General features: G+C 72.2%; 22 protein-coding genes. 9 read left to right on the top strand and 13 right to left on the bottom strand.

Annotated features, from left to right (window positions below; all coding sequences use genetic code 11):
* Positions 1-61 precede the first annotated feature (61 nt).
* Positions 62-613, bottom strand: a complete 552-nt coding sequence (locus tag P8A20_RS15570) for a hypothetical protein (RefSeq protein ID WP_306103687.1) — start codon at positions 611-613, stop codon at positions 62-64.
* Positions 614-729: 116 nt separating this feature from the next.
* On the opposite strand from P8A20_RS15570, the gene P8A20_RS15565 reads away from it, so the two are divergent.
* Positions 730-1,356 carry an HAD family hydrolase gene (locus P8A20_RS15565; RefSeq protein ID WP_371934438.1) on the top strand — a complete coding sequence of 209 codons (627 nt, stop codon included), beginning with the start codon at positions 730-732 and terminating at the stop codon, positions 1,354-1,356.
* A 122-nt stretch (positions 1,357-1,478) separates the two neighbouring features.
* On the opposite strand, the gene P8A20_RS15560 is transcribed toward P8A20_RS15565, so the two are convergent.
* Entirely contained in the window at positions 1,479-1,715 is a 237-nt protein-coding gene (locus P8A20_RS15560) for a hypothetical protein (protein ID WP_147963984.1), read from the bottom strand.
* A 167-nt stretch (positions 1,716-1,882) separates the two neighbouring features.
* On the opposite strand from P8A20_RS15560, the gene P8A20_RS15555 reads away from it, so the two are divergent.
* Entirely contained in the window at positions 1,883-2,266 is a 384-nt protein-coding gene (locus tag P8A20_RS15555) for a cold-shock protein (RefSeq protein WP_014154805.1), read from the top strand.
* A 48-nt stretch (positions 2,267-2,314) separates the two neighbouring features.
* Here P8A20_RS15555 and P8A20_RS15550 read toward each other — a convergent pair whose 3' ends face one another.
* The 4 genes from P8A20_RS15550 to P8A20_RS15535 are packed head-to-tail and all read right to left on the bottom strand — an operon-like array spanning position 2,315 to position 5,889.
* Positions 2,315-3,220, bottom strand: a complete 906-nt coding sequence (locus tag P8A20_RS15550) for a 1,4-dihydroxy-6-naphtoate synthase (RefSeq protein ID WP_147963983.1) — start codon at positions 3,218-3,220, stop codon at positions 2,315-2,317.
* Complete coding sequence (locus P8A20_RS15545; RefSeq protein WP_147963982.1) at positions 3,192-3,911, bottom strand: futalosine hydrolase; 720 nt, start codon at positions 3,909-3,911, stop codon at positions 3,192-3,194. Before P8A20_RS15545 ends, P8A20_RS15550 begins: the two co-directional genes overlap by 29 nt.
* A gap of 25 nt (positions 3,912-3,936) precedes the next feature.
* Entirely contained in the window at positions 3,937-4,419 is a 483-nt protein-coding gene (locus tag P8A20_RS15540) for a hypothetical protein (RefSeq protein WP_030123981.1), read from the bottom strand.
* A gap of 27 nt (positions 4,420-4,446) precedes the next feature.
* Positions 4,447-5,889, bottom strand: coding sequence for an MFS transporter (locus tag P8A20_RS15535; protein ID WP_147963981.1), 1,443 nt, complete (start codon positions 5,887-5,889; stop codon positions 4,447-4,449).
* 441 nt (positions 5,890-6,330) lie between these two features.
* On the opposite strand from P8A20_RS15535, the gene P8A20_RS15530 reads away from it, so the two are divergent.
* Together P8A20_RS15530 and P8A20_RS15525 are read left to right on the top strand one after the other, a co-directional pair.
* On the top strand, positions 6,331-7,263 hold the full coding sequence (locus P8A20_RS15530; protein ID WP_187282431.1) for a DUF3027 domain-containing protein: 933 nt from the start codon (positions 6,331-6,333) through the stop codon (positions 7,261-7,263).
* 288 nt (positions 7,264-7,551) lie between these two features.
* The gene (locus P8A20_RS15525) at positions 7,552-10,728 is read left to right on the top strand and encodes a sacsin N-terminal ATP-binding-like domain-containing protein (protein WP_306103685.1); all 3,177 of its coding nucleotides are present in this window, start codon (positions 7,552-7,554) and stop codon (positions 10,726-10,728) included.
* An 18-nt stretch (positions 10,729-10,746) separates the two neighbouring features.
* Here the strand turns inward: P8A20_RS15525 and P8A20_RS15520 are convergent, their stop codons facing one another.
* A complete protein-coding gene (locus P8A20_RS15520; RefSeq protein ID WP_306103684.1) occupies positions 10,747-11,010 on the bottom strand; it encodes a hypothetical protein in 264 nt (87 codons plus the stop codon).
* Between the two features lie 244 nt (positions 11,011-11,254).
* On the opposite strand from P8A20_RS15520, the gene P8A20_RS15515 reads away from it, so the two are divergent.
* Positions 11,255-12,121 carry a calcium-binding protein gene (locus P8A20_RS15515; RefSeq protein WP_147963979.1) on the top strand — a complete coding sequence of 289 codons (867 nt, stop codon included), beginning with the start codon at positions 11,255-11,257 and terminating at the stop codon, positions 12,119-12,121.
* Positions 12,122-12,177: 56 nt separating this feature from the next.
* Here P8A20_RS15515 and P8A20_RS15510 read toward each other — a convergent pair whose 3' ends face one another.
* Both P8A20_RS15510 and P8A20_RS15505 read right to left on the bottom strand, forming a co-directional pair.
* On the bottom strand, positions 12,178-14,580 hold the full coding sequence (locus tag P8A20_RS15510; RefSeq protein ID WP_306103683.1) for an HAD-IC family P-type ATPase: 2,403 nt from the start codon (positions 14,578-14,580) through the stop codon (positions 12,178-12,180).
* Between the two features lie 140 nt (positions 14,581-14,720).
* Complete coding sequence (locus P8A20_RS15505) at positions 14,721-15,005, bottom strand: DUF2530 domain-containing protein (RefSeq protein WP_147963977.1); 285 nt, start codon at positions 15,003-15,005, stop codon at positions 14,721-14,723.
* A 176-nt stretch (positions 15,006-15,181) separates the two neighbouring features.
* Between P8A20_RS15505 and P8A20_RS15500 the strand changes: the two genes are divergently transcribed.
* Complete coding sequence (locus tag P8A20_RS15500; RefSeq protein ID WP_306103682.1) at positions 15,182-16,633, top strand: NCS2 family permease; 1,452 nt, start codon at positions 15,182-15,184, stop codon at positions 16,631-16,633.
* 40 nt (positions 16,634-16,673) lie between these two features.
* On the opposite strand, the gene P8A20_RS15495 is transcribed toward P8A20_RS15500, so the two are convergent.
* Entirely contained in the window at positions 16,674-16,889 is a 216-nt protein-coding gene (locus tag P8A20_RS15495) for a hypothetical protein (protein ID WP_187282430.1), read from the bottom strand.
* 134 nt (positions 16,890-17,023) lie between these two features.
* On the opposite strand from P8A20_RS15495, the gene P8A20_RS15490 reads away from it, so the two are divergent.
* The 3 genes from P8A20_RS15490 (at position 17,024) to thpR (ending at position 19,619) form a co-directional block, all read left to right on the top strand.
* Positions 17,024-17,464 carry a MarR family winged helix-turn-helix transcriptional regulator gene (locus tag P8A20_RS15490; RefSeq protein WP_147963975.1) on the top strand — a complete coding sequence of 147 codons (441 nt, stop codon included), beginning with the start codon at positions 17,024-17,026 and terminating at the stop codon, positions 17,462-17,464.
* Positions 17,465-17,555: 91 nt separating this feature from the next.
* Positions 17,556-18,890: an MFS transporter gene (locus P8A20_RS15485; RefSeq protein WP_147963974.1), complete on the top strand. Its 1,335-nt coding sequence runs from the start codon at positions 17,556-17,558 to the stop codon at positions 18,888-18,890.
* Positions 18,891-19,037: 147 nt separating this feature from the next.
* Complete coding sequence (gene thpR / locus P8A20_RS15480) at positions 19,038-19,619, top strand: RNA 2',3'-cyclic phosphodiesterase (RefSeq protein WP_306103681.1); 582 nt, start codon at positions 19,038-19,040, stop codon at positions 19,617-19,619.
* Between the two features lie 148 nt (positions 19,620-19,767).
* On the opposite strand, the gene P8A20_RS15475 is transcribed toward thpR, so the two are convergent.
* The 3 genes from P8A20_RS15475 to nadE form a co-directional block, all read right to left on the bottom strand.
* A complete protein-coding gene (locus tag P8A20_RS15475; RefSeq protein ID WP_147963972.1) occupies positions 19,768-20,763 on the bottom strand; it encodes an aldo/keto reductase in 996 nt (331 codons plus the stop codon).
* A gap of 46 nt (positions 20,764-20,809) precedes the next feature.
* Positions 20,810-21,784: a prolyl aminopeptidase gene (pip, locus tag P8A20_RS15470; protein ID WP_147963971.1), complete on the bottom strand. Its 975-nt coding sequence runs from the start codon at positions 21,782-21,784 to the stop codon at positions 20,810-20,812.
* Positions 21,785-21,883: 99 nt separating this feature from the next.
* Entirely contained in the window at positions 21,884-22,714 is an 831-nt protein-coding gene (gene nadE / locus P8A20_RS15465) for an NAD(+) synthase (protein WP_147963970.1), read from the bottom strand.
* Positions 22,715-22,793 lie beyond the last annotated feature (79 nt).

The following is a 22,793-nucleotide window of genomic DNA, read 5'->3' as shown; positions in this document are numbered from 1 at the left end:
CCGGCCCCGGCCCCGGCCCCGGCCCCGGCCCCGGCCCCGGCCCCGGCCCCGGCCCCGGGCCTCAGGCCCGTGCCGTGCGCGACTCCACGTCCTGGGCGGTGACGGGCGCCTGAATGCCGTACACGTCACCGGCCCGCAGACCGGCGGGCGTGCTGTACTCACCGCGCTCGGCGACGAAGGAGACCGCAGTCAAGGAATCCGGCTGCCAGAACGTGCGGTAGTATGGTGCGTTCCCCGCGTACTCCGGGATCTCCACCAGCGGTACCCCGCGGCGTTCCAGGAGCCGGCGCAACTTCTCGAAGCGGAGCCGGGGCGTGAAGCGCCCGTAGCGGGTGCGCAGAACCTCGCCGGGGATGGCGCGGTCGCGGCGTGCGAGCCGGTGCACCTGGAGGCTGAAGTGGTGCCCCTCCCAAGCGTCCCGGGCGTGGGCGCGGTGGAAGTGGAACTCCGCGAGGCCGTAGTCGCGGAACATGGCCTGTCCGCCGAAGGTGTTCTCGGCGAAGTCCGGGCCCAGAACCGTCGCGACCCGGCCGGGGGAGTCGGACGGACGGAGGCCGAGCACGGTTCCGGTGGCGACGACGTGGACGTGGAACGCCAGGGAGTGCGGGGTCAACTCTGGTCCCTCGGCTGGAGCGGGCGGGTCCCGTGAGTCTGCACCCCGCGGCCGGTTCCGGGCGCCCGGCCCCCGCCGCCGAGGGGCCGGACACCGGAGCCGGGGCGGTCGGCACAATGGGGAGCATGTCCTCACACACCTTGACGGTCGGTTTCGACCTCGACATGACGCTCATCGACTCCCGGCCCGGCATCAGGGCCGCCTACGAGAGACTCGCCGCCGAGACGGGTGTGTACATCGACACGGACCTGGTCGTCAGCCGCCTCGGGCCGCCGCTCGAGGACGAGATGGCCAACTGGTTCCCGGCCGACGCGATCGCCGGGGCCTGCGACCGGTACCGCGCGATGTACCCGGACACGGCGATCGCGCCGACCACCGCGCTCCCCGGTGCCAGGGAGGCCGTGGAGGCGGTCCAGGCGCTCGGCGGGCGGGCGATGGTCGTCACCGCCAAGTACGAACCGAACGCCAAGCTCCACCTCGCGCACCTCTGCATCGCGGCGGACGTCCTGATCGGCGGCCTCTGGGCCGAGGGCAAGGCGGAGGCGCTCCTGGAGCACGGCGCACGGGTCTACGTCGGTGACCACACCGGGGACGTGCGCGGGGCGCACGCCGCGAACGCCCTGTCGGTCGGCGTCGTCACCGGCCCGTGCGACGAGGAGGAGCTGCGGGCGGCGGGAGCCGACGTGATCCTTCCGGGCCTCACGGAGTTCCCCGCCTGGCTGAGGACCTTCGCGGCGTCCTGACGTGTCCCGGGATCACGAGCACCGGATTCGCGCCATTGTCCGGGAGCGGCTCGGTCTCCTCCCGGAGGCGCGTCGTCCTCGACGAGTACGCGCGCGAGTGGCGGGCCGCGGACAGCGGCCGGCTACCTCGCGGCGGCGCGCTTCGGGGAGTTCATCCACACCGAGCGCACCACCCCCGCGCCCGCGATCAGGAAGCCCAGCCCCATCAGCATGCACACCGCGTAGGCGACGGGCGGGAAGGGATCGGTGCCCAGGAACAAGGGGGCGACGGTGACGAGGGTGGCCAGTGCGCCGATGAAGAAGACGACCGCGCCGACCTGTACGAGCCGGTCGCCTGCGCCGGAAGGAGTAGTACTCACCCGGCCAGGGTAGTTCCCAGCTCGGCGGAACCCTTCGGCGACGTCTTGTGTCCGGCCCCTGGGCCATTAGCCTGGGACACGGCGGGTCACAGACCCGCTGTACTGCTATCCGGAGCCGTTTTTCGCGGCTCCCCCGCGCACCGACGAGATCGAGGACGAGGACAGACGTGCCCACGGGTAAGGTCAAATGGTTCAATTCGGAAAAGGGCTTCGGCTTTCTTTCCCGCGACGACGGCGCCGACGTCTTCGTCCACTCCTCCGTTCTCCCGGCCGGCGTCGAAGCGCTGAAGCCCGGTCAGCGCGTCGAATTCGGTGTGGTCGCCGGTCAGCGCGGTGACCAGGCCCTCTCCGTGGTGATCCTCGACCCCACACCGTCCGTGGCCGCAGCACAGCGGCGCAGGCCGGACGAACTCGCCTCGATCGTGCAGGACCTCACGACCGTCCTGGAGAACATCACGCCGCTGCTGGAGCGGGGCCGCTATCCCGACAAGGCCGCAGGCGCGAAGATCGCCGGCCTGCTGAGAGCGGTCGCCGACCAGCTCGACGTCTGACGTGCCCGGCGGGCGGCCGGACCCTCGCGGCCCGGACCGCCCCCCGGTTCAGCGCCCGGTGACGGAGAACGCGTCCGGGGCCAGAGCCGGCACGAGCCCCTCGGCCGCCGCCCGGGTCAGCAGGCCGCGGACCGCCGCGTAGCCGTGCTCGCCGAGATCGGCGGTGAACTCGTTGACGTACAGCCCGATGTGCTGGTCGGCGACGGCCGGGTCCATCTCCTGGGCGTGCTCCAGGACGTACGGACGCGAACGCTCCGGGTCGTCCCACGCCATCCGCACCGACGTGCGGATCGACTCCGACAGCCGGTTCAGCGTCTCCTCGCCCAGCGAGCGCTTGGCGATGATCGCGCCGAGCGGGATCGGCAGGCCGGTGGTCGACTCCCAGTGCTCGCCCATGTCGGCGAGGCTGTGCAGGCCGTAGTTCTGATAGGTGAAGCGCGCCTCGTGGATGACCAGCCCGGCGTCCACCCGGCCGTCGCGCACCGCCGGCATGATCTCGTCGAACGGCATGACGACGATCTCGCCCACCCCGTCCGGTACGACCTCGGCCGCCCACAGCCGGAACAGCAGGTAGGCGGTGGAGCGCTCGCTCGGCACGGCGACGGTCCTGCCCGTCAGGTCGGCGCCCGCCTCCTTCGTGAGGACGAGCGGCCCGCAGCCACGTCCGAGCGCCCCGCCGCACGGCAGCAGCGCGTACTCGTCGAGGACCCAGGGCAGCACGGCGTACGACACCTTCAGCACGTCCAACTCGCCACGCTCGGCCATGCCGTTGGTGAGGTCGATGTCGGCGAAGGTCACGTCGAGGGCGGGCGCGCCGGGGACCCTTCCGTGCGCCCAGGCGTCGAAGACGAAGGTGTCGTTGGGGCACGGCGAGTAGGCGATCCGGAGCGCGGGGAGCGGTGCCCCGGCCGGGTCGGTCGCGGTGTCAGTCACGGTGTCGGTCGAGTCGGTCATGCCGGGTCCAACTTTCCACTACAGGTGCGGTCTTCCCGAACGCCTCGGTGAGCGCCGCCAGCGCGTCGCCGATGCGCCAGGCCTCGCGGTCGCGCGGCCCCACGGTGTTCGAGACGGCCCGGAGCTCCAGCGCCGGCACGCCGAACCGGTCGGCGGCCTCCGCGACGCCGAAGCCCTCCATGGCCTCGGCGACGGCTCCGGGGTGTGCGGCCAGCAGCTCGGCGGTGCGCGCCGTGCTGCCGGTCACGGTGGAGACGGTGAGGACGGGGCCCGGCACGGCGCCGGTGGCCTCCGCCACGTCCCGTACGAGGGCCTCGGGAGGCAGGAAGGTGTCCCTGCCGAAGCCGAGACCGGTGACGGGCACGAAACCGTCCGGGGTCTCCGCGCCGAGGTCGGCGGCGACGATGCCGGTGGCCACGGCGAGGGAGCCGACGGGCGCGGCGGGGGCGAACCCGCCGCCGATGCCCGCCGAGACGACGAGTGCGTACGGCTCGTCGGCGGGCGCGGTGGCGAGGGCGAGAGCGGTGGCGGCCGCCGCCGCGGCGGGGCCCACGCCGCCCGCCAGGACGTCGAAGGGGCCGGCGCGGTGCACTTCGCCGCCCGGCACCTCACGCACCCGCGCCCCGGCCCCGAACGCACGCGTGACCGCGTCCCGCTCGGCCGGGACGGCGGTCACGACAAGCACCCGCACGGCGGTGGTCCTCGAAATCAGGGGGTCAGGACGTCTTCGTGAGCTGGAAGTGCCAGACGCCCGTGAGCTTCTGACCCTTGGTCTCGACGATGCTGATCTGCGTCTTGTCCGCCGTCGTCTCGCCCGTCTGGCTCGCGAAGAACGCGCTGCCGGGGATCGAGCGGTAGGTCTTCTTGTACGGCTCCTGCTCGGCCTGCTGGCCGTTGATGAACAGGGTCCATCCGTTGTCCGCGACCTCGGGGTCGACGCCGAAGCGGACCTTGTCGTCCATCGCGACCTTGACGGACTTCTCCGCCTTCTTGTTGAGGCAGCCCTGGATCTCGGACTCCTTGAGGGCGTTGCCGTCGTTGTAGCAGGCGGCCTCGGTGCTCACCGAGTTGTCGCCGACCGTCACGGTGGCGAGCGGCGTCGGCTTGTCGCAGGCGGACAGGACAAGGAGTCCCGCGGACACGGCACCGAGAGCGACGCCGATTCGACGGCTCTTACCGGAGAAGAACGGAACGGTCATGCGCCGAAGGTTATCGGTCGGTGCCGCTCACGCCACGCGGGGGTGCGGTGAGCCGCGCCGTGCGGCCCCCAGGAGGCCCCGTACGGAGGCGCCCGCGCCCAGCGCGAGGATCCCGGCGGCGACCGACATGCCGAGTGCTCCGTTGAGGGGAAGCGCGATGCCGATCGCGCCGCCCACCACCCAGGACATCTGGAGCAGCGTCTCCGAGCGCGCGAAGGCCGACGTACGCACCTCCTCCGGCACGTCGCGCTGGATCATCGCGTCCAGCGACAGCTTCGACAGGGCCTGGGTGAAACCGGCGACGGCGGCGAGCGCGGCGACCATCACCGTGCTGAAGAAGACCGCGGCGAGCACCGCCACCCCCAGGGCGAGCCCCAGCACCGTGGCGACGATCAGCTCGGGACCACGGGCCCTGAGCCACGAGCCGACCGCCGTGCCGAAGGCGTTGCCGGCGCCGGCGGCCACGCCGACGATGCCGAGGGAGACCGCGGCGCTCTGCCCGGCCAGCGGGTGCTCACGCAGCAGGAACGCCAGGTAGAAGATCAGGAAGCCGGACAGTGCGCGGTGCGCCGCATTGGCCTGGAGACCGTGCAGGACGGACGGCCCGACGGAACGCAGTCCGGGCGGCTTCTCCCGCCCCTTCCTCCGGCCGATCCTGGTGCTGCCGGGCCTGCCCCCCCTGGACCCCTCGGAGTCCTTGACGGGGGCGGGCGGACCGACGGATTCCTCGTGCGGGACGGCCAGCCGTGCCTTCCGCTCGCCCTTCGCGGAGTCGACCTTGGGCGGCAGGGTGAAGGCGAGGACAGTCCCGCCGAGGAAGATCACGCAGGCCCCGTAGAGGGGCCAGGGGGAGCCGACGCTCTGAAGCCCAGCCCCGATCGGCGCCGCGACGCCCGTCGCCAGAAGTCCGGCCAGGGTGACCCGCGAGTTGGCCTTCACCAGGGAGAAGCGCGGTGGCAGCAGGCGCGGCACCACGGCGCTGCGCACCACCCCGTACGCCTTGGAGCAGACGAGGACGCCCAGCGCCGCCGGATAGAGCTCCAGGCCGCCCGTGGCCACCGCGCCGGACATCGTGATCGCGAGCACGGCCCGCGCGAACATGGCGCCGGCCATCGCCGCGCGACGTCCGTGCGGCAGCCGGTCCAGGAGCGGGCCGACCACCGGGGCGAGCAGGGTGAAGGGGGCCATGGTGACCGCGAGGTAGAGGGCGACGCGCCCGCGCGCCTCGTCGGTCGGTACGGAGAAGAACACCGTGGAGGCGAGCGCCACGGTGATCATGACGTCTCCCGCGCCGTTGACCGCGTGCAGCTCGATCAGTTTGCCGAGGCCGGACTCGCCCGCCCCGTGGGCGTGGGTCGCCTTCCGGATCCCGCGTGCGGCGCCGGTGAAGGGGGCGCGCAGGGCACGGCCCATCGCCCGGGCCGCCCTGCGGAGCGGGCCGGATCCGTCGGACGACCTGGCGGCTGCCACGTGGTCATAGTGCCCCACCCCCCGCCGTGACGAACCCGTGATCGGGCCGGGGCGCGGTCCGGTCCGCTCCGTCGGGTGAGTCCTCCCGGCCGGAAAACGGCTGGGACACACCAGTGGTCCCGGGCGTTTCCGCCTTTGGCCCGGCGGCGGACACGGAGGCGGTCCGAAAGGGTTACGGACCTGTTTGGGACGGGCAGGTGGGCTCGGGGCGGCGGAGAGGGTAGCGTGCACTCACGCGCCACCGGCGGTTGTTCTTGGCCGCGTGCCTCTCCGCGATCCCGCAGAATGGGTGGCAGAAGGCGCGCCCGAGGCAGGCACAACGGGTGTGGACGTCGACGCGGCCCCCAGGTCCGCTCCGCCCACAACTGTCATGGCCGAAATCGGACATCGATGGAGCTGCTGGCGCGCTCGTGAGACGGCGTATGGAGAGAAGCGAGACCTGTGAGTGCTGCGACGACGCGAAGCCGTACGGCCCGTACCCCCGCCCCTGACCGTCTGTGCGCCGAGGCGGTAGACCTCGCACGCGCGGCGGCCGAGGAGGCCGCCGCGCCCGGAGTGGTGGGTGAGCACGTGGCCCTGGTCTCCGAGGGGGACCGGGTCGTCACGCACTACTTCGAGTCCAAGGAGCCCGGCTACCGGGGCTGGCGCTGGGCGGTGACGGTCGCCAGGGCCTCCCGCGCCAAGAACGTCACCCTTGACGAAACGGTGCTGCTGCCCGGCTCCGACGCGCTCCTCGCCCCCGAGTGGGTGCCCTGGAGCGAGCGGCTGCGGCCCGGTGACATGGGCCCCGGCGACCTCCTGCCGACCGAGGCGGAGGACCCGCGCCTGGAGCCCGGCTGGACGGGCGAGGACGAGCCCCTGCCGAACTCCGCCGTCTCCGACGTGTCCCAGGAGCTGGCAGCCCTCGCCGACGCGGAGGACGCGGAGCTGACGACGCTGCCCGCGACGAGCCGCGGCTCGATCGCCTCGGTCGCGGACGAGCTCGGCACGCGCCGTGCCCGGGTGCTGTCCCGGTACGGGCTGGGGCTCGCGGCGGACCGGTGGGACGAGGAGTTCGGCGCGAGGACACCCATGGCGCAGGCGGCGCCGGCGTCCTGCGTCTCCTGTGCGTTCCTGGTCCCGATGGCGGGCTCGCTGAGGCAGGCCTTCGGGGTCTGCGCGAACGAGTTCGCCCCGGCGGACGGCCGGGTGGTCTCCCTGTCGTACGGCTGCGGGGGCCACTCCGAGGCCGCGGTCATGCCGAAGCCCCCGAAGCCGGCGCCGCACGCGCTGGACACGATGCGGGTGGACGACTACCCGCTGCGTCCGGCGGACGACTCCGGCTCGGTCCCGGCCCAGCCCGACGGCTCGACGGAAGACCTGGGCCACTCCTGACGTCCCCGCCCGTCCAGGGGTCCGGCACCGCGCCGGACCCCGGCAGCGGCGTGCCGCGGGCTGCTCCCGCACCCTCCGAGCTCCTCCGCGCTCCCGGGTGCCTCCTCCGGGGGAACACCCCCGCGACCCCGGACGACGACGACCGTCGTGTCCCGGGCGGCGTCCGGGGGGAATCCGAGGCCGGAGCGCTGCCCGGGGACGGGGCGCTGCGGGGGTTCCCGGTCGCGGTACCTTCGGGCGCACACTGGGCGTCACGGGTCACCGGAAGAGCGGAGTAGGAGCGTGGGCATGAATGCGACCGAGGGGGCCGATCCGTTCGGGACGGCGCGACTGCGGCGCGGCGTGCTCGACGCCTGGGGAGCGGGTCCCGCCCGCTTCCGGGAGGACGCCAACGCCGAGGAGGACCTCGCTCTCGGCGGCTACCGCGACCGGCTGGTCGTCGAGCTGGCGCAGAACGCCGCCGACGCCGCCGCCCGCGCCGGTGTCCCCGGCCGGCTCCGCCTCACCCTGCACGCCGCGTCCGGTGACGGCCCCGCCGTCCTGGCCGCCGCCAACAGCGGTGCCCCTCTCGACGCGACCGGCGTCGAGTCGCTGAGCACGCTGCGGGCCTCGGCCAAGCGCGAGGGCCACGAGTCGGCCGTCGGCCGCTTCGGCGTCGGCTTCGCCGCCGTGCTGGCCGTCAGCGACGAGCCCGCCGTGATCGGGCGCCACGGAGGCGTCCGCTGGTCCCTCGCGGAGGCCCGTGACCTCGCGCGTCAGGCTTCCGTCGGAAGCCCCGGCCTAGGCGACGAACTGCGCCGCCGCGACGGACACGTACCGCTGCTCCGGCTGCCGCTGCCCGCCGAGGGCACCGCGCCCGACGGGTACGACACCGTCGTCGTCCTGCCGCTCCGCGACGGCGTCGCCGAGGACCTCGTGGGCAGGCTGCTCGACGGGGTCGACGACGCCCTGCTGCTCACCCTGCCGGGCCTCGACGAGGTCGTGATCGAAACCCCCGACGGCGTACGGACGTTGCGACGCTCGCAGCAGGGCCCGTACACGCACGTCGACGACTCCGTGCGCGGCCTCCACCGCTGGCGCACCGCCGCCGGCAACGGCCCGCTGGAACCCGCGCTGCTGGCCGACCGGCCCGTCGAGGAGCGGCTGCGTCCGCACTGGTCGGTGACGTGGGCCGTGCCCGTCGACGAGGACGGGGCGCCCCTGCACCCGCGTACGGCGCCCGTCGTGCACGCCCCGACCCCCACCGACGAACCCCTCGGCGTCCCCGCGCTGCTGATCGCCTCGCTGCCGCTCGACACCACCCGCCGCCACCCCGCGCCGGGCCCGCTGACCGACTTCCTGGTGGAGCGCGCGGCCGACTCCTACGCCGAGCTGCTCGCCGCGTGGGAGCCCGTCTCCGTCGCCACGATCGCCCTTGTGCCGGGGGCGCTCGGCAAGGGGCAGCTGGACGGCGCCCTGCGCGCCGCGATCCTGGAGCGGCTGCCGCGCGTCGCCTTCCTGGAGCCCGCGGCGCCCCGGGACCCCGCCGAGGCGGCGGGGCAGTGGGACGACTGGGACGGCGCCGGGGTGCCGGGCCGGGACACGACCGCCCTGCGGCCGGTCGAGGCCGAGGTGGTCGAGGGCGTCGGCGCGGAGACCGTACGGGTCCTCGCCGAGGTCCTGCCCTGTCTGCTGCCGGCCGGGCTGGAGCGCCGCGCCGAGCTGCGCACCCTCGGCGTCGCCCGGGTCCCGCTGACCGAGGCCGTCGACCGGCTGGCCGGCCTGGAGCGTGACCCGGAGTGGTGGCGCCGGCTGTACGACAGCCTGGCCGGTGTCGACCCCGACCGGCTCTCCGGGCTGCCCGTCCCCCTCGCGGGCTCCGCGGACGCGCCCCGCACCACCATCGGACCCCGCCAGGTCCTGCTGCCGCTGCCCGACGAGCCGGCCTCACCCGTCCTGGGCAAGCTGGCCCGGCTCGGTCTGAAGGTGGCCCACCCCGACGCCGCCCACCCCCTGCTGGAGAAGCTGGGCGCGCTGCCCGCCACCCCCCGGGCCGTCCTGACGACCCCGCAGGTCCGCGCCGCCGTCGCCGGGTCGCTGGACGCGGGCGAGATCTGGGACGAGGACGCCCTGGACGCGGACGAGCTCGCCGAGACCGTCCTCACCCTCGTACGCGACGCGGACCTGGCCCCGGGCGACGAGCCGTGGCTGGGGGCGCTGGCCCTGCCCGACGAGGACGGCGAACCGGCGCCCGCCGGTGAACTCGTGCTGCCGGACAGCCCGTTCGCCCAGGTGATGCGTGAGGGTGAACTCGCCCTGTGCGACGCCGAGCTGGCCGAGCGCTGGGGTGAACAGCCCCTGACCGCCTGCGGGGTGCTGGCCACCTTCGCACTTGTACGGGCCACCGACGTCGTCCTGGACCCGGACGAACTGGAGCCCCGTGACAGCGACTTCGCCGAGCCCGACGACGCCGGTCTGCTCGACGCCGTCGACGTGTGGTGCGAGGACGTGCTGGACCAGCTCCCGGACACCCCGGTGCCCCCGGTCGCCACGGAGCTCGTCGCCGTACGGGATCTGGACCTCGTCGACGACGACGCCTGGCCGCAGGCCCTCGCGATGCTGGCCCGTCCGCCGCTGCGCGACGCGCTGACCCAGCCGGTACGGGTGCTGCTCCCGGACGGTACGACGCAGTCGGTGCGGCCCTACACCGCGTGGTGGCTGCGGGACCACCCCGTGCTCGACGGCCGCCGCCCGGCCGGCCTGCGCGCGGCCGGCGGGGACCCGCGTCTGGAGGGTCTGTACGACTCCGCCGACGCGACCGGCTTCGACGACGCGCAGGTGCTGCGCGCCCTCGGGGTACGTACCTCGGTGGCCGCGCTCCTGGACGAGCCGGGCGGGGCGGCCGAGCTGCTGGGGCGGCTCGCGGACGAGGAGCGTCCCGTCGGTCCGGTGCAGCTGCACTCCCTCTACACGGCGCTGGCCGAGATGGACCCCGAGCAGGTCACGCTGCCCGACGAGCTGCGGGCCGTCGTGGACGACGAGGTGCGGGTCGCCGACGCGGCGGACGTGGTGATCGCCGACGCCCCCGACCTGCTGCCGCTGACCGGCGGCCTCCCGCTGCTGCCGGTGGCCCCGGCGCGGGCGGCGGAGCTGGCGGACCTGCTCCAGGTGCGGCGGCTCGGCGAGAGCGTCGAGGCCGTGGTGACGACGCGGGGCGAGGAACACCGGGTGCCGGACTCCGTCCGTATCCTGCTCGGCGCCGGGACCCCCGACACCTACATCGAGCACGGTGAACTGCGCGCGGGCGGTGTGGAGCTGGACTGGCGCCGCACCCCGGACGGAGTGGTCCACGCCTCCACCCTGGAGGGCGTGGCGGCCGGTCTCGCCTGGGCCGCCGGCCAGTGGCCGCGCCGCTTCGAGGTGGCCGCTCTGCTGGAGGACCCGTCGCGCACGGAGGAACTGGCCCGGGACCGCTGGTTCGACTGAGCGGTCCCGTGCCGGGGCTCACAGCTCCTTGACGTACCGGTGCGCGTGGGCGAGCGAGGCGAGCGGGTGGCGGTCACGGACGGCCTTGACCGCCGCGACCTCGCCCCGCGCGTCGCGTACGGCGCGGACCTCGTCCGCGTCCACCCGCGTCCGGAATCCGTCGTAGGTTCCGTAGCGGTCCCGGAACGCGCGCTTCCGTCTGCGGAGGATCCGGTCACTCACGAAAGCCGTCGCCGCTCCCACGGCTGCGACCACGACCACTCCGGTGAGCGGGTCGATCATCGGTGTCCTCCTCCGCGTCCATGAAGTCATGCTTCTTGACGGAGACGTCGGTCGGAGGTCTGCCGTTGCAGCTGAGCCAAGGAGTCGCGCAGTTGATCTGATCTTCACAGGAAAGTTGCCGAGTGGGCACAACCTTTCACGTGTGTGACCTGTCTGGGTCTGTGGAGTCAGCAGACTCACAGACCACATGGGGACCGTCGGACGAGGGACTTGCCACGGGCCCCCTTCTCCACTTGGGGAACACATGCGTATTCGTGCCACTGTCGCCGCTGTTTCCGGCGCCCTGGCCCTGTCCGCCCTCGCCGTTCCGGCGGCGCAGGCGGGCGACCAGGCTGTTCCGAGCCTGGACAAGCCCACCGCGGCCGAGGCGTTCGGCCTCGGCGCCAAGGCCCCGCGTGCGGCCGCGCGCGTCGCCGTGTCCGAGCCCGTGATCTCGAAGGTCGTCATCAACGGCGGCAAGGACATCGTCCTCGGCACCACGGCCTCGAAGAAGATCAGCGTCTCGGTCACCGCCTCGCACCCGTCCGGCATCGCCGACGGCTACGTCGACCTGTGGCACGGCACGGACGTCGAGACGAACGTCGACGGCTGGGTGGCGCCGAACGAGGACGCGGCCACCTGCACCAAGTCCAGCGCCACCACCGCCACCTGCAAGATGACGATCACGATCGTCCCCGGCGAGGACCTGTACAAGAACGCCCTGGCCGGCACCTGGCACGTCACCGCGGGTGCGCTCGCCGGTGACCAGTCCTCGGTCGCGTGGAACGACTTCTACTCCAAGGCGCGCGTCCAGCGCCTCTCCAAGGTGACCGTCAACGCCGCCCCGGAGCCCGTGAAGAAGGGCAAGACCATCACGGTCACCGGCAAGCTCTCGCGTGCCAACTGGGAGACCGGCACCTACAAGGGCTACGCGACCCAGGCGGTCAAGCTGCAGTTCCGTAAGAAGACCAGCAGCACCTACACCACCGTCAAGACCATCAAGTCGAGCAGCACCGGCGCGCTGAAGACCACGGTCAAGGCGTCCGTGGACGGCTACTGGCGTTACAGCTTCGCCGGTACGTCCACCACCCCGACCGTCACGGCCGCGGGTGACTTCGTCGACGTGAAGTAGCCGAAGGGCGACACCTTCACGGATTTACGTGTTCACGGATCCACGTGTTCACGGATCTAAGTGGGGAAGCGGCGGCCGACCAGCCTCCAGGCCAGTTCGAGGACGGCCGCCGCTACCGCCGCGATCCCGACCGCGGCCCACGGCATCGTGGTCCCGACCAGCTTCAGGGCGAAGAAGTCCTGGAGCCACGGCACCGCGAGCACGACGAGGAAGCACAGGCCCATCGTCGCCACCAGGGCGATCCGCCACCAGGTGTACGGGCGGGCGATGATCGCCAGGACCCACATGGAGACCAGGAACAGCGTGAGTGTGGCCGCGCTGGTCTCCGCGTCCAGCGCCCCCGTCCCGGCGTAGTGGTGGCGGGCCAGCAGATACGTGGTGAAGGTCGCCGCCGCCGCGATGACCCCTGACGGGACCGCGTACCGCATGACGCGGCGCACGAAGTGCGGCCGGGCACGCTCCTTGTTGGGCGCGAGCGCCAGGAAGAACGCGGGAATGCCGATCGTCAGTGTCGACAGCAGCGTCAGGTGGCGGGGCAGGAACGGGTACTCCACCTGGAAGCAGACCACCAGGATCGCCAGCAGCACCGAGTAGACGGTCTTCGTCAGGAACAGGGTGGCGACCCGGGTGATGTTGCCGATGACCCGGCGGCCCTCGGCCACGACCGACGGAAGCGTCGCGAAGCTGTTGTTCAGCAGCACGATCTGAGCCACCGCGCGGGTCGCCTCCGAGCCCGATCCCATGGCGACCCCGATGTCGGCGTCCTTCAGCGCGAGCACGTCGTTGACGCCGTCACCGGTCATCGCGACGGTGTGCCCGCGGGTCTGGAGCGCGGCGACCATGTCGCGCTTCTGCTGCGGGGTGACCCGGCCGAACACCGCGTTCCGCTCGATCTCCGTGGCCATGTCGTCGCGGTCCTCGGGCAGCCTGCGCGCGTCGAGGGCGTGCTCGGCGCCCGGCATGCCGAGCTTCTGGGCCACCGCGCCGACCGAGACGGCGTTGTCGCCGGAGATGACCTTCGCGGCGACGTTCTGGTCCTCGAAGTAGGCCAGGGTCTCCCCGGCGTCCGGCCGCAGCCGCTGCTCCAGGACGACGAGTGCGGCCGGCACGGCCTCGGAGGCGGCCTCCGGGGCGTCCAGCTCGCCCCGCACCCGGGCGAGGAGCAGGACCCGCAGCCCCTGTTCGTTGAGGTGGCCCGTCTCGGCGAGGGCGGGGTCGTCCGGGGCCAGCAGCACGTCGGGGGCGCCGAGGAGCCAGGCGGACGCGTCGCCGTTCCCCTCGCCGAAGGAGGCGCCGCTGTACTTGCGGGCCGAGGAGAAGGGCACGGTCCCCGTGACGTCCCAGCCCCCGCCGTCCGGGTAGGCGTCGATGATGGCCTGGAGGCTGGCGTTGGGCCGTGGGTCGGAGGCCCCCAGGGCGCCCAGGACACGGTGCACGTAGCCCTCGTCGGAACCGTTCAGCGGGCGGACCTCGGTGACGTCCATGCCGCCCTCGGTGAGGGTGCCGGTCTTGTCCAGGCAGACGATGTCGACGCGGGCCAGCCCCTCGATGGCGGGCAGCTCCTGCACGAGGCACTGCTTGCGGCCGAGCCGGATGACGCCGATCGCGAAGGCGACCGAGGTGAGCAGGACCAGGCCCTCGGGGATCATCGGGACGATGCCGCCGACCGTGCGGGCGACCGAGTCCTTGAAGTTGTTGTCCTTGACGACCAGCTGGCTGATGATCAGCCCGATCGCGGTCGGCACCATCATCCACGTCACGTACTTGAGGATCGTGCTGATCCCGCTGCGCAGTTCGGACTGGACGAGCGTGAAGCGGGACGCCTCCTCGGCGAGCTGCGCGGCGTAGGCCTCGCGGCCGACCTTGGTGGCGGTGAACGCACCGCCCCCGGCGACGACGAAGCTGCCGGACATCACCGGGTCGCCGGGCCGCTTCACGACGGGGTCGGCCTCGCCCGTCAGCAGCGACTCGTCGATCTCCAGGCTGTCGGCCTCGACGACCGTGCCGTCGACGACGGCCTTGTCCCCGGGGCCCAGCTCCACCAGGTCACCGAGGACGATCTCGGACACGGAGACCTCGGCCGGTCTGCCGTCGCGCCGCACCGTCGGTCTGGCCTCGCCGATCACCGCGAGGCTGTCCAGGGTCTTCTTGGCCCGCCACTCCTGGACGATGCCGATCCCGGTGTTCGCGATGATCACGAAGCCGAAGAGGCTGTCCTGGATCGGCGCGACGAACAGCATGATCACCCAGAGCACGCCGATGATCAGGTTGAACCGGGTGAGGACGTTCGCGCGGACGATCTCGGTGACCGACCGGGACGAGCGGACCGGTACGTCGTTGACCTCGCCCCGTGCCACCCGCTCGGCGACCTCGGCGGTGGTCAGCCCACCCGCCGGCGCGGGAGAGGTGCGTACGGAGTCCGGTCGCTCACCGGAGGAGTCGAGTGCCCGCTGCGTCATGAATCCGACCGTACGGGTGCCCGGGGCTGTTCACCCGCCGGGCGGCTGAAGATCAGACCGGGGGAGGAGCGGAATGGTCCCGTGGTCGTACGCGGTGCCACCTCCCACGGGGGGAGGGCGTCGCGTGTGGGCGGAGGCCGTCAGGGGTGCGCGGTGTCCGGGGCGGACTCCTCGGCGGCCCGCGCGGCCGCGCGCTTGATCGCCGCGTCACGCCCGCGGACGAACCAGATGCCGATCAGGCCGAGGCCGGCGCCGGCCAGACAGACCCAGATCCACCAGGCGTGCCCGCGGTCGTCGAACCAGCCGTAGAAGGGGACCTGGACCACGAAGAGGACGAACCACAGGATCGTGCCGCCGGTGACGGTGGCGACGACCGGCCCCTCCAGGGGTTCGGGCGCCTCGTGCTTGGGTGTCCACTTCTCCATGCGATCAGTCTAGCCGGGGGTGCTGCGAGCCAGACGGCCCAAGGATCTACGCGCGGAGATAGCGATCTTTGGCTTATGTATTCATACTGAATCTGCTTGTGGATGACTCGAATTATTCGTGTGAACATCCAAATCTGACTGTTTTCATCCCCTCGATGCACGACTGAAGGTCATACATGTCCTCCTCGGCCACCGCTCCGGTCGATCAGCCTCCGATGCCGCAGCAGCCGCACGGCGTCCTCGACCGTTACTTCAAGATCTCCGAGCGGGGGTCGACGGTCGCGCGCGAGATCCGTGGCGGATTCGCCACCTTCTTCGCGATGGCGTACATCATCGTGCTGAACCCGATCATCCTCGGCAGCGCGAAGGACATGTACGGGCACCAGCTCGACGGTGGCCAGCTCGTCACGGCCACCGTGCTGGCGGCCGCGTTCTCCACGCTCCTGATGGGTGTCATCGGCAACGTGCCGATCGCGCTCGCCGCCGGCCTCGGAGTCAACACCGTCGTCGCCCTCCAGCTCGCCCCCCGCATGAGCTGGGCGGACGCGATGGGCATGGTCGTCCTCGCCGGCATCGTCGTGATGCTGCTGGTGGCGACCGGGCTCCGGGAGCGCGTGATGAACGCCGTGCCGCGCTCGCTCCGCAAGGGCATCGCGATCGGCATCGGTCTCTTCGTGCTGCTGGTCGGTCTGGTCGACTCGGGCTTCGTCTCCCGCATCCCGGACGCCGCGCACACCACGGTGCCGCTGCAGCTCGGCAGCGACGGCCACCTCAACGGCTGGCCCGTCCTGGTCTTCATCCTCGGCACGCTGCTGACCCTCGCGCTGATCGTCCGCAAGGTGCCCGGCGCGATCCTGCTCTCCATCGTCGTCATGACGGTCGTGGCGCTGGTCATCGACGCGGTCGCGGACCTGCCGGCCGACGCCTGGGGTCTGACCGTCCCGGCGTGGCCGGGGAACCCGGTGTCGTCACCCGACTTCGGGCTAATCGGCGAGGTCAGCCTGTTCGGCGGCTTCGGCAAGGTCGGTCTGCTGACCGGCATCCTCTTCGTCTTCACCGTGCTGCTGTCCTGCTTCTTCGACGCGATGGGCACCATCCTCGGCGTCGGCGACGAGGCCAAGCTGATGGACAAGGACGGCAACTTCCCGGGCATCAACAAGGTCCTCCTCGTCGACGGTGTCGCCGTCGCCGCGGGCGGCATCAGCTCCTCCTCGGCCTCGACCTGCTTCGTGGAGTCCACGGCGGGCGTCGGTGAGGGTGCCCGTACGGGTCTTGCGAGCGTGGTGAGCGGCCTGCTCTTCACGGTGGCGCTGTTCCTGACGCCGCTGGCGACGATGGTTCCCTCGCAGGCGGCCACCCCGGCCCTGATCGCGGTCGGGTTCCTGATCCTCGCGGGCAATGTGCGGGACATCGACTGGGGCGACATGACCCTCGCGATCCCGGCGTTCCTCGCGATGCTGATGATGCCGCTCACGTACTCGATCACCAACGGCATCGGCATCGGCTGCATCGCCTTCAGCGTGATGCGCCTGGCGGCCGGCCGTGGCCGTGAGGTCCCGGCGGCCATGTACGTGGTGTCCGCGGTCTTCGTCTTCTACTACGCGATGCCGGCGCTCGGCCTCACGTAAGCACGTACGGACGTCTCCACCCCTGCGGGGCGGAACTCCGTCATGTGACCCGGTCGGCCGGGTCCGCGTGACGGGGCTCCTCCCCGTAGAACTTCTCCGTCTCGTCGACGGCGGCGTGGAAACGCTCGTCGAAATCGTCGCGGACGAGCGTCCGGACCACGTAGTCCTGGACGGTCATGCCGCGTCTGGCGGCGTGCCGGCGGAGCCGCTCGAGCAGCTCACCGTCTATGCGCAGGCTGAGCACTGTCGATCCCATGCCAAGCAGGGTCGCGGCACACACAGCACTTTCGCGCCTCTTTCCGCCCCATACTCACTCGTTCGGGTGATCAGTTTCTCGCGCGCGTACCACCAGGTGGTATTTAGCATTGCTAATGAGTTACGCTAAGGAACATGCCTGACCTGATCCACGACGGCGACAGTGCCGCCGCCGTGAGCTCCCTCCGCTCCGCCGTGATGCTGCTGGGCCGTCGCCTGAAGCACCAGCGGGTCGACGAGTCGCTGAGCCCCACCGAGATGTCGGTGCTCGGCACACTCGCCCGTTGCGGTTCCGCCACTCCCGGTGAGCTGGCCCGCAAGGAGCACGTGCAGCCGCCGTCGATGACCCGGATCGTCGCGCTGCTGGAAGCCAAGGGCCTGGTCAGACTGGAACCGCACCCCGATGACCGTCGGCAGAAGATGGTCAGCCGGACCGAGCAGGCGGAAGCCATGCTCGCCGAGAGCCGCGACAAGCGGAACGCCTGGCTGGCCGACCTCGCCGAGGGCCTGGACGAGGAGGAGTGGGAGACGCTGCGGGCCGCCGCGCCCGTGCTGGAGAAGCTCGCCCACCTGTGACACCGGCGGGGCGCGCGGGTCGGCAGCCCGCGGAGCCCCGCCCACCTCCCGTCAGTCCGAACGCCGTATACGCCCGAGGAGGCGAACCCTTTTGAGTACGGGATCCGGAGCAGACTCCGCCCCCGCACCGACTTCCACCCACGAGAGCAAGACCGGCGGGACCTTCTCGTCGCTGAAGATCCGTAACTACCGCCTGTTCGCCACGGGCGCCGTGATCTCCAACACCGGTACCTGGATGTCCCGCATCACGCAGGACTGGCTCGTCCTGAGCCTCACCGGGTCCGCCGCCGCCGTCGGCATCACCACGGCCCTCCAGTTCCTCCCGATGCTCCTCTTCGGCCTGTACGGCGGCGTCATCGCCGACCGGCTCCCGAAGCGGCGGCTGCTCCTCATCAGCCAGGCAGCGCTCGGCCTGTGCGGCATCGCACTCGCCGTCCTGACCCTCTCCGGCGTCGTCGAGGTCTGGCACGTCTACCTGGTCGCCTTCCTCCTCGGCATGGTGACCGTCGTCGACAACCCCGCCCGCCAGTCGTTCGTCTCCGAGATGGTCGGCCCCGCGCAGCTGCGCAACGCGGTCAGCCTGAACTCGGCGAACTTCCAGTCCGCCCGGCTGATCGGCCCCGCCGTCGCGGGTGTCCTGATCACGACGGTCGGCAGTGGCTGGGCGTTCCTGCTGAACGGCCTGTCGTTCGCGGCGCCCCTCGTCGGCCTGATGATGATGCGGACCGAGGAGCTCCACCCGTCCGTGACGGTCAAGCGCGCCAAGGGCCAACTGCGCGAAGGACTGCGCTACGTGTCGGGCAGACCCGAGCTGATCTGGCCGATCGTCCTGGTCGGCTTCGTCGGCACCTTCGGGTTCAACTTCCCGATCTGGCTGACGGCCTTCGCCGACGAGATCTACCACGGCGGCGCCGGGATGTACTCGTTCTTCAACATCCTCATGGCAGCCGGCTCCCTCGCCGGAGCCCTGCTCGCCGCCCGCCGCCGTTCCTCGCGTCTTCGGATGCTGGTCGCCGCGGCCACCCTGTTCGGTGCCCTGGAGATCGCCGCGTCGCTGTCTCCGTCCGTCTGGCTGTTCTCGCTGCTGCTCGTCCCGATCGGCATGATCGGGCTGACGACCAACATCAGCGCGAACACCAGCGTCCAGATGGCCGCGGACCCGGAGATGCGGGGCCGGGTGATGAGCCTCTACATGATGGTCTTCGCCGGCGGCACGCCCGTGGGCGCCCCGATCGTCGGCTGGATCAGCGACGTCTACGGCGCCAGGACCGGCATGGCGGCCGGCGGCGCGATCTCGATGCTGGCCGCACTCGGTGTCGGCTTCGCCCTGACCCGCGTCGGCGGTCTGCGGCTCAAGGTCGACCTGCGGCCCGGCCGCCGTCATGTGCGGTTCGTCCCGCGCGAGCAGCTGGCCACGGCTGCCTGAGCGCCGCCCGCGTACGCCGCCGCCTCCCTGCCGGAGGGGGCGGCGTTCCCGTACCGTTCGCGGCTTCCCGTACCGGTCGCGGGGGAACGGACGACGACAGGCCCGCCCGCCCCCCCCGACACGTGGGGACGCTGGGACACTCACCGCATGAGCAGCACGCGCAGTCAGAGACTCTTCGCCGCCGTCCTGCCGCCCGGCCCCGCGGCGGACGAGCTCGCCGGGGCCGTCGCCCCGCTGCACCGGTTGCCCGGAGCCGCGGACCTCCGCTGGACCGCGCGTGCGGGCTGGCACTACACGCTGGCCTTCCTCGGAAACGTCGACGAGGAGCTGATGCCCGAGCTGTGCACGCGACTGGCGCGGGCCGCGCGCCGCACCGAGCCCTTCCCCCTCCGCATCCGCGGCGGCGGCCGGTTCGACGGGCGCGCGCTGTGGGCGGGGGCGGAGGGCGGCCTCGGCACCCTGCGGCTGCTGGCGCAGCGGGCCTCCGCCGCCGCGCGCAAGTCGGGGATCCCCATGGAGGAGCACCGCCGCCACACCCCGCACCTCACCCTTGCCCGCAGCAGGGCCCAGGCCGACCTGAGCCCGTACACGGCCGCTCTGGAGGGCTTCGAGGGCATCTGGTGGGAGGCCGGAGAGATCGGTCTCGTACGCAGCGATCTGCCGGTGGACGGGGTGCCGGGGGAGCAGCCGAGGTACGAGGTGGTGCGGGCCTGGCCGCTGGGCCGGTGAGCGGGCCGGTTACGCTCGTCGGGTGGATCCCAAGACCAGAAACCGCATCATGGCCGCCGTGCTCGTTCTGATGTTCGTCGTCGTGGCGGCGGCCTCCGCCCTCGGGGGCTGAACCCCGGGGCGGAGGCCGCACACGGCCCTGCCGTTCCTACCAGGCGAAGTTCTCCGGCGACGGGCCCGGGCCGGGGAAGATCTCGTCCAGCGCCTTCAGCACCTCGTCGGACAGCTCCAGCTCCACCGCGCGCAGCGCCGAGTCGAGCTGCTCCTGGGTGCGCGGGCCGGAGATCGGGCCCGTGACGCCCGGCCGCGTCAGCAGCCAGGCCAGGCCCGCCTCGCCGGGCTCCAGGCCGTGCTTCTCCAGCAGGTCCTCGTACGCCTGGATCTGCGCCCGCACCTTCGGGTCGGCCAGCGCGTCGCCGGACCGGCCGGAGGTGGACCGGGCGCCGCTGCCCTCGCGCTCCTTGCGGATCGCGCCGCCGAGCAGCCCGCCGTGCAGCGGGGACCACGGGATGACGCCGAGGCCGTACTCCTGGGCGGCCGGGATGACCTCCATCTCGGCCCCGCGCTCCATCAGGTTGTAGATGCACTGCTCGCTCACGAGGCCGTAGCTGCCGCGCCGGGCGGCCCGCTCGTTGGCCTGGGCGATCTTGTAGCCCGAGAAGTTGGACGAGCCCGCGTAGAGGATCTTTCCCTGCTGGATCAGTACGTCGATGGCCTGCCAGATCTCGTCGATCGGGGTGTCCCGGTCGACGTGGTGGAACTGGTACAGGTCGATGTGGTCCGTCTGCAGCCGCTTGAGGCTGGCGTCGACGGCCCTGCGGATGTTCAGGGCGGACAGCTTGTCGTGGTTGGGCCATGCCTCGCCGTCGGCACCCATGTTGCCGTAGACCTTGGTGGCGAGGACGACCTTGTCGCGGCGGTCGCCGCCCTGGGCGAACCAGGTGCCGAGGATCTCCTCGGTGCGGCCCTTGTTCTCGCCCCAGCCGTAGACGTTCGCGGTGTCGAAGAAGTTGACGCCCGCCTCCAGGGCGGCGTCCATGAGCGCGTGGCTGTCGCTCTCGTTGGTCTGGGGGCCGAAGTTCATCGTCCCCAGAACGAGGCGGCTGACCTTGAGTCCGGTGCGTCCGAGCTGCGTGTACTTCATGGGGCCAACCCAACTCCTTCGAGTGTGCTCCAGGCAAGCGTCGATCTCATACGCGCCGCGCGAACCGGTCCAGCGCGGCCAGGACCACCCGGGAGGTCGCCGGGCCGCCCAGGTGGCCCGCGGCGTCGATCACCGTCAGCTCGGCGTCCGGCCAGGCCTTCGCCAGTTCCCAGGCCGTGGTCAGCGGTCCTCCCAGGTCGAAGCGGCCGTGCACCAGGACGCCGGGGATCCCCGCGAGACGGCCCGCGTCCCGGATCAGCCGCCCTTCCTCCAGCCACGCGGCGTGCGCGAAGTAGTGCGCACAGATCCGGACGAACGCCAGCCGGTCGCGGCCGGGCCGGCCACCGTACGGGGGCGGACCGGTGTGCGCCTCCATGGAGAGCACCGCGTCCTCCCAGGCGCACCAGTCGGCCGTCGCCCTCGCCCGCACCCCGGGGTCGGGGCTCTCCGTCCGCCGTGCGTACGCGGCGACCAGGTCACCGGGGCCGTCGGCCTCCGGGACGCCCGCCCGGAACAGGTCCCAGGCCTCGGGGAAGATCTGCCCCGCCCCGCGGTACAGCCAGTCGATCTCGCTGCGCCGGGTCGTCGTCACGGCGGAGATCACGATCTCCGAGACCCGCTCCGGGTGCTGTTCGGCGTACGCCAGGAGGAGCGTGGACCCCCACGACCACCCGTGCAGGAGCCACTTCTCGATGCCGAGGTGCTCGCGCAGGAGCTCCATGTCCGCGACCAGATGCGCCGTCGTGTTGTGCCGCAGGTCGGTGGCGGGGTCGCTCGCGTGCGGGGTGGAGCGGCCGCAGTTGCGCTGGTCGAAGAGCACGACGCGGTAGAGGTCCGGGTCGAAGTACTGCCGGGGGCGGGTGCCGCATCCCGAGCCGGGCCCGCCGTGCACGACCAGGGCGGGCTTGCCGGCCGGATTGCCGCAGACCTCCCAGTGGACGAGGTTGCCGTCGCCTACGTCCAGCATCCCCTGGTCGTAGGGCTCGGCCGGCGGGTACTTCTCGTCGGGCTGCCTGTCCATTGCCGCGGTCCCCCTCGGCCGGCGAACCGACCCCTCATGCGTGGTGCGCTGTTCCCGTCCGCGCGGGTCGGACCGGCCGACCCGACGCCGCCCCATGCGTCACGGGGCGATGGGCAGCCGGCGCTTGTGGTCGGTGAGGCGGTAGCGGCCGACGATCGTCCCGAAGGTCTGCTCGTCCACCGGCTTCCCCTCCAGGAAGTCGTCGATCGCGTCGTAGGTGACGCCGAGCGCGTGCTCGTCCGCCTTGCCCGGGGCGAGGGTCTCCAGGTCGGCCGTCGGCACCTTACCGACCAGTTCGGCGGGTGCGCCGAGCGTCTCGGCGACCGCCCGCACGCGGCGCTTCGTGAGCCCGGTCAGCGGGACCAGGTCGGCGGCGCCGTCGCCGAACTTCGTGAAGAAGCCGGAGACCGCCTCGGCCGCGTGGTCCGTGCCGACGACGAGGCCGTTGTGCGCGCCGGCCACCGCGTACTGGGCGATCATGCGCTGCCTGGCCTTGACGTTGCCGAGCACGAAGTCCTGGTGGTGCGGGTCGCGGAAGGCCACGTCGCCGGTGAGCAGCGACTCCTGCATGGCGTCGGTCGCGGGCTTGATGTCCACGGTCAGCACGTGGTCGGCGCGGATGAAGGAGAGCGCGAGCTGGGCGTCGTGCTCGTCGGCCTGGACCCCGTAGGGCAGCCGCATCGCGTGGAACCGCGCCTCGTGGCCCGCGGCCCGGGCGCGCTCGACGGCGAGCTGGCACAGCCGGCCGGCGGTGGTGGAGTCCACGCCCCCGCTGATGCCGAGGACCAGGGAGCGCAGGCCGGTGGAGGTCAGCCGCTCGGTCAGGAACGCCACACGGCGTTCGATCTCCTTCTCGGCCTCGAAGGTCTCCGCGACCTCGAGCTCGCGGGCGATCTCCTGCTGCAGGGCGATGGCCGCCGACTCGCTCACGTCAGTTCCTCGTTCCGGTTCACGATGGGCTGTCGCGCCCACCCTACCCAGCGGCTTCCGGCCGGGACCGGGCGGCGGC

It is taken from the genome of Streptomyces sp. Alt3, from assembly GCF_030719215.1.
GTDB classification, from domain to species: Bacteria; Actinomycetota; Actinomycetes; order Streptomycetales; family Streptomycetaceae; genus Streptomyces; species Streptomyces glycanivorans.
The sequence above is the reverse complement of the archived record's forward strand: the minus strand, read 5'-3'. Positions and strand labels throughout refer to the sequence as shown.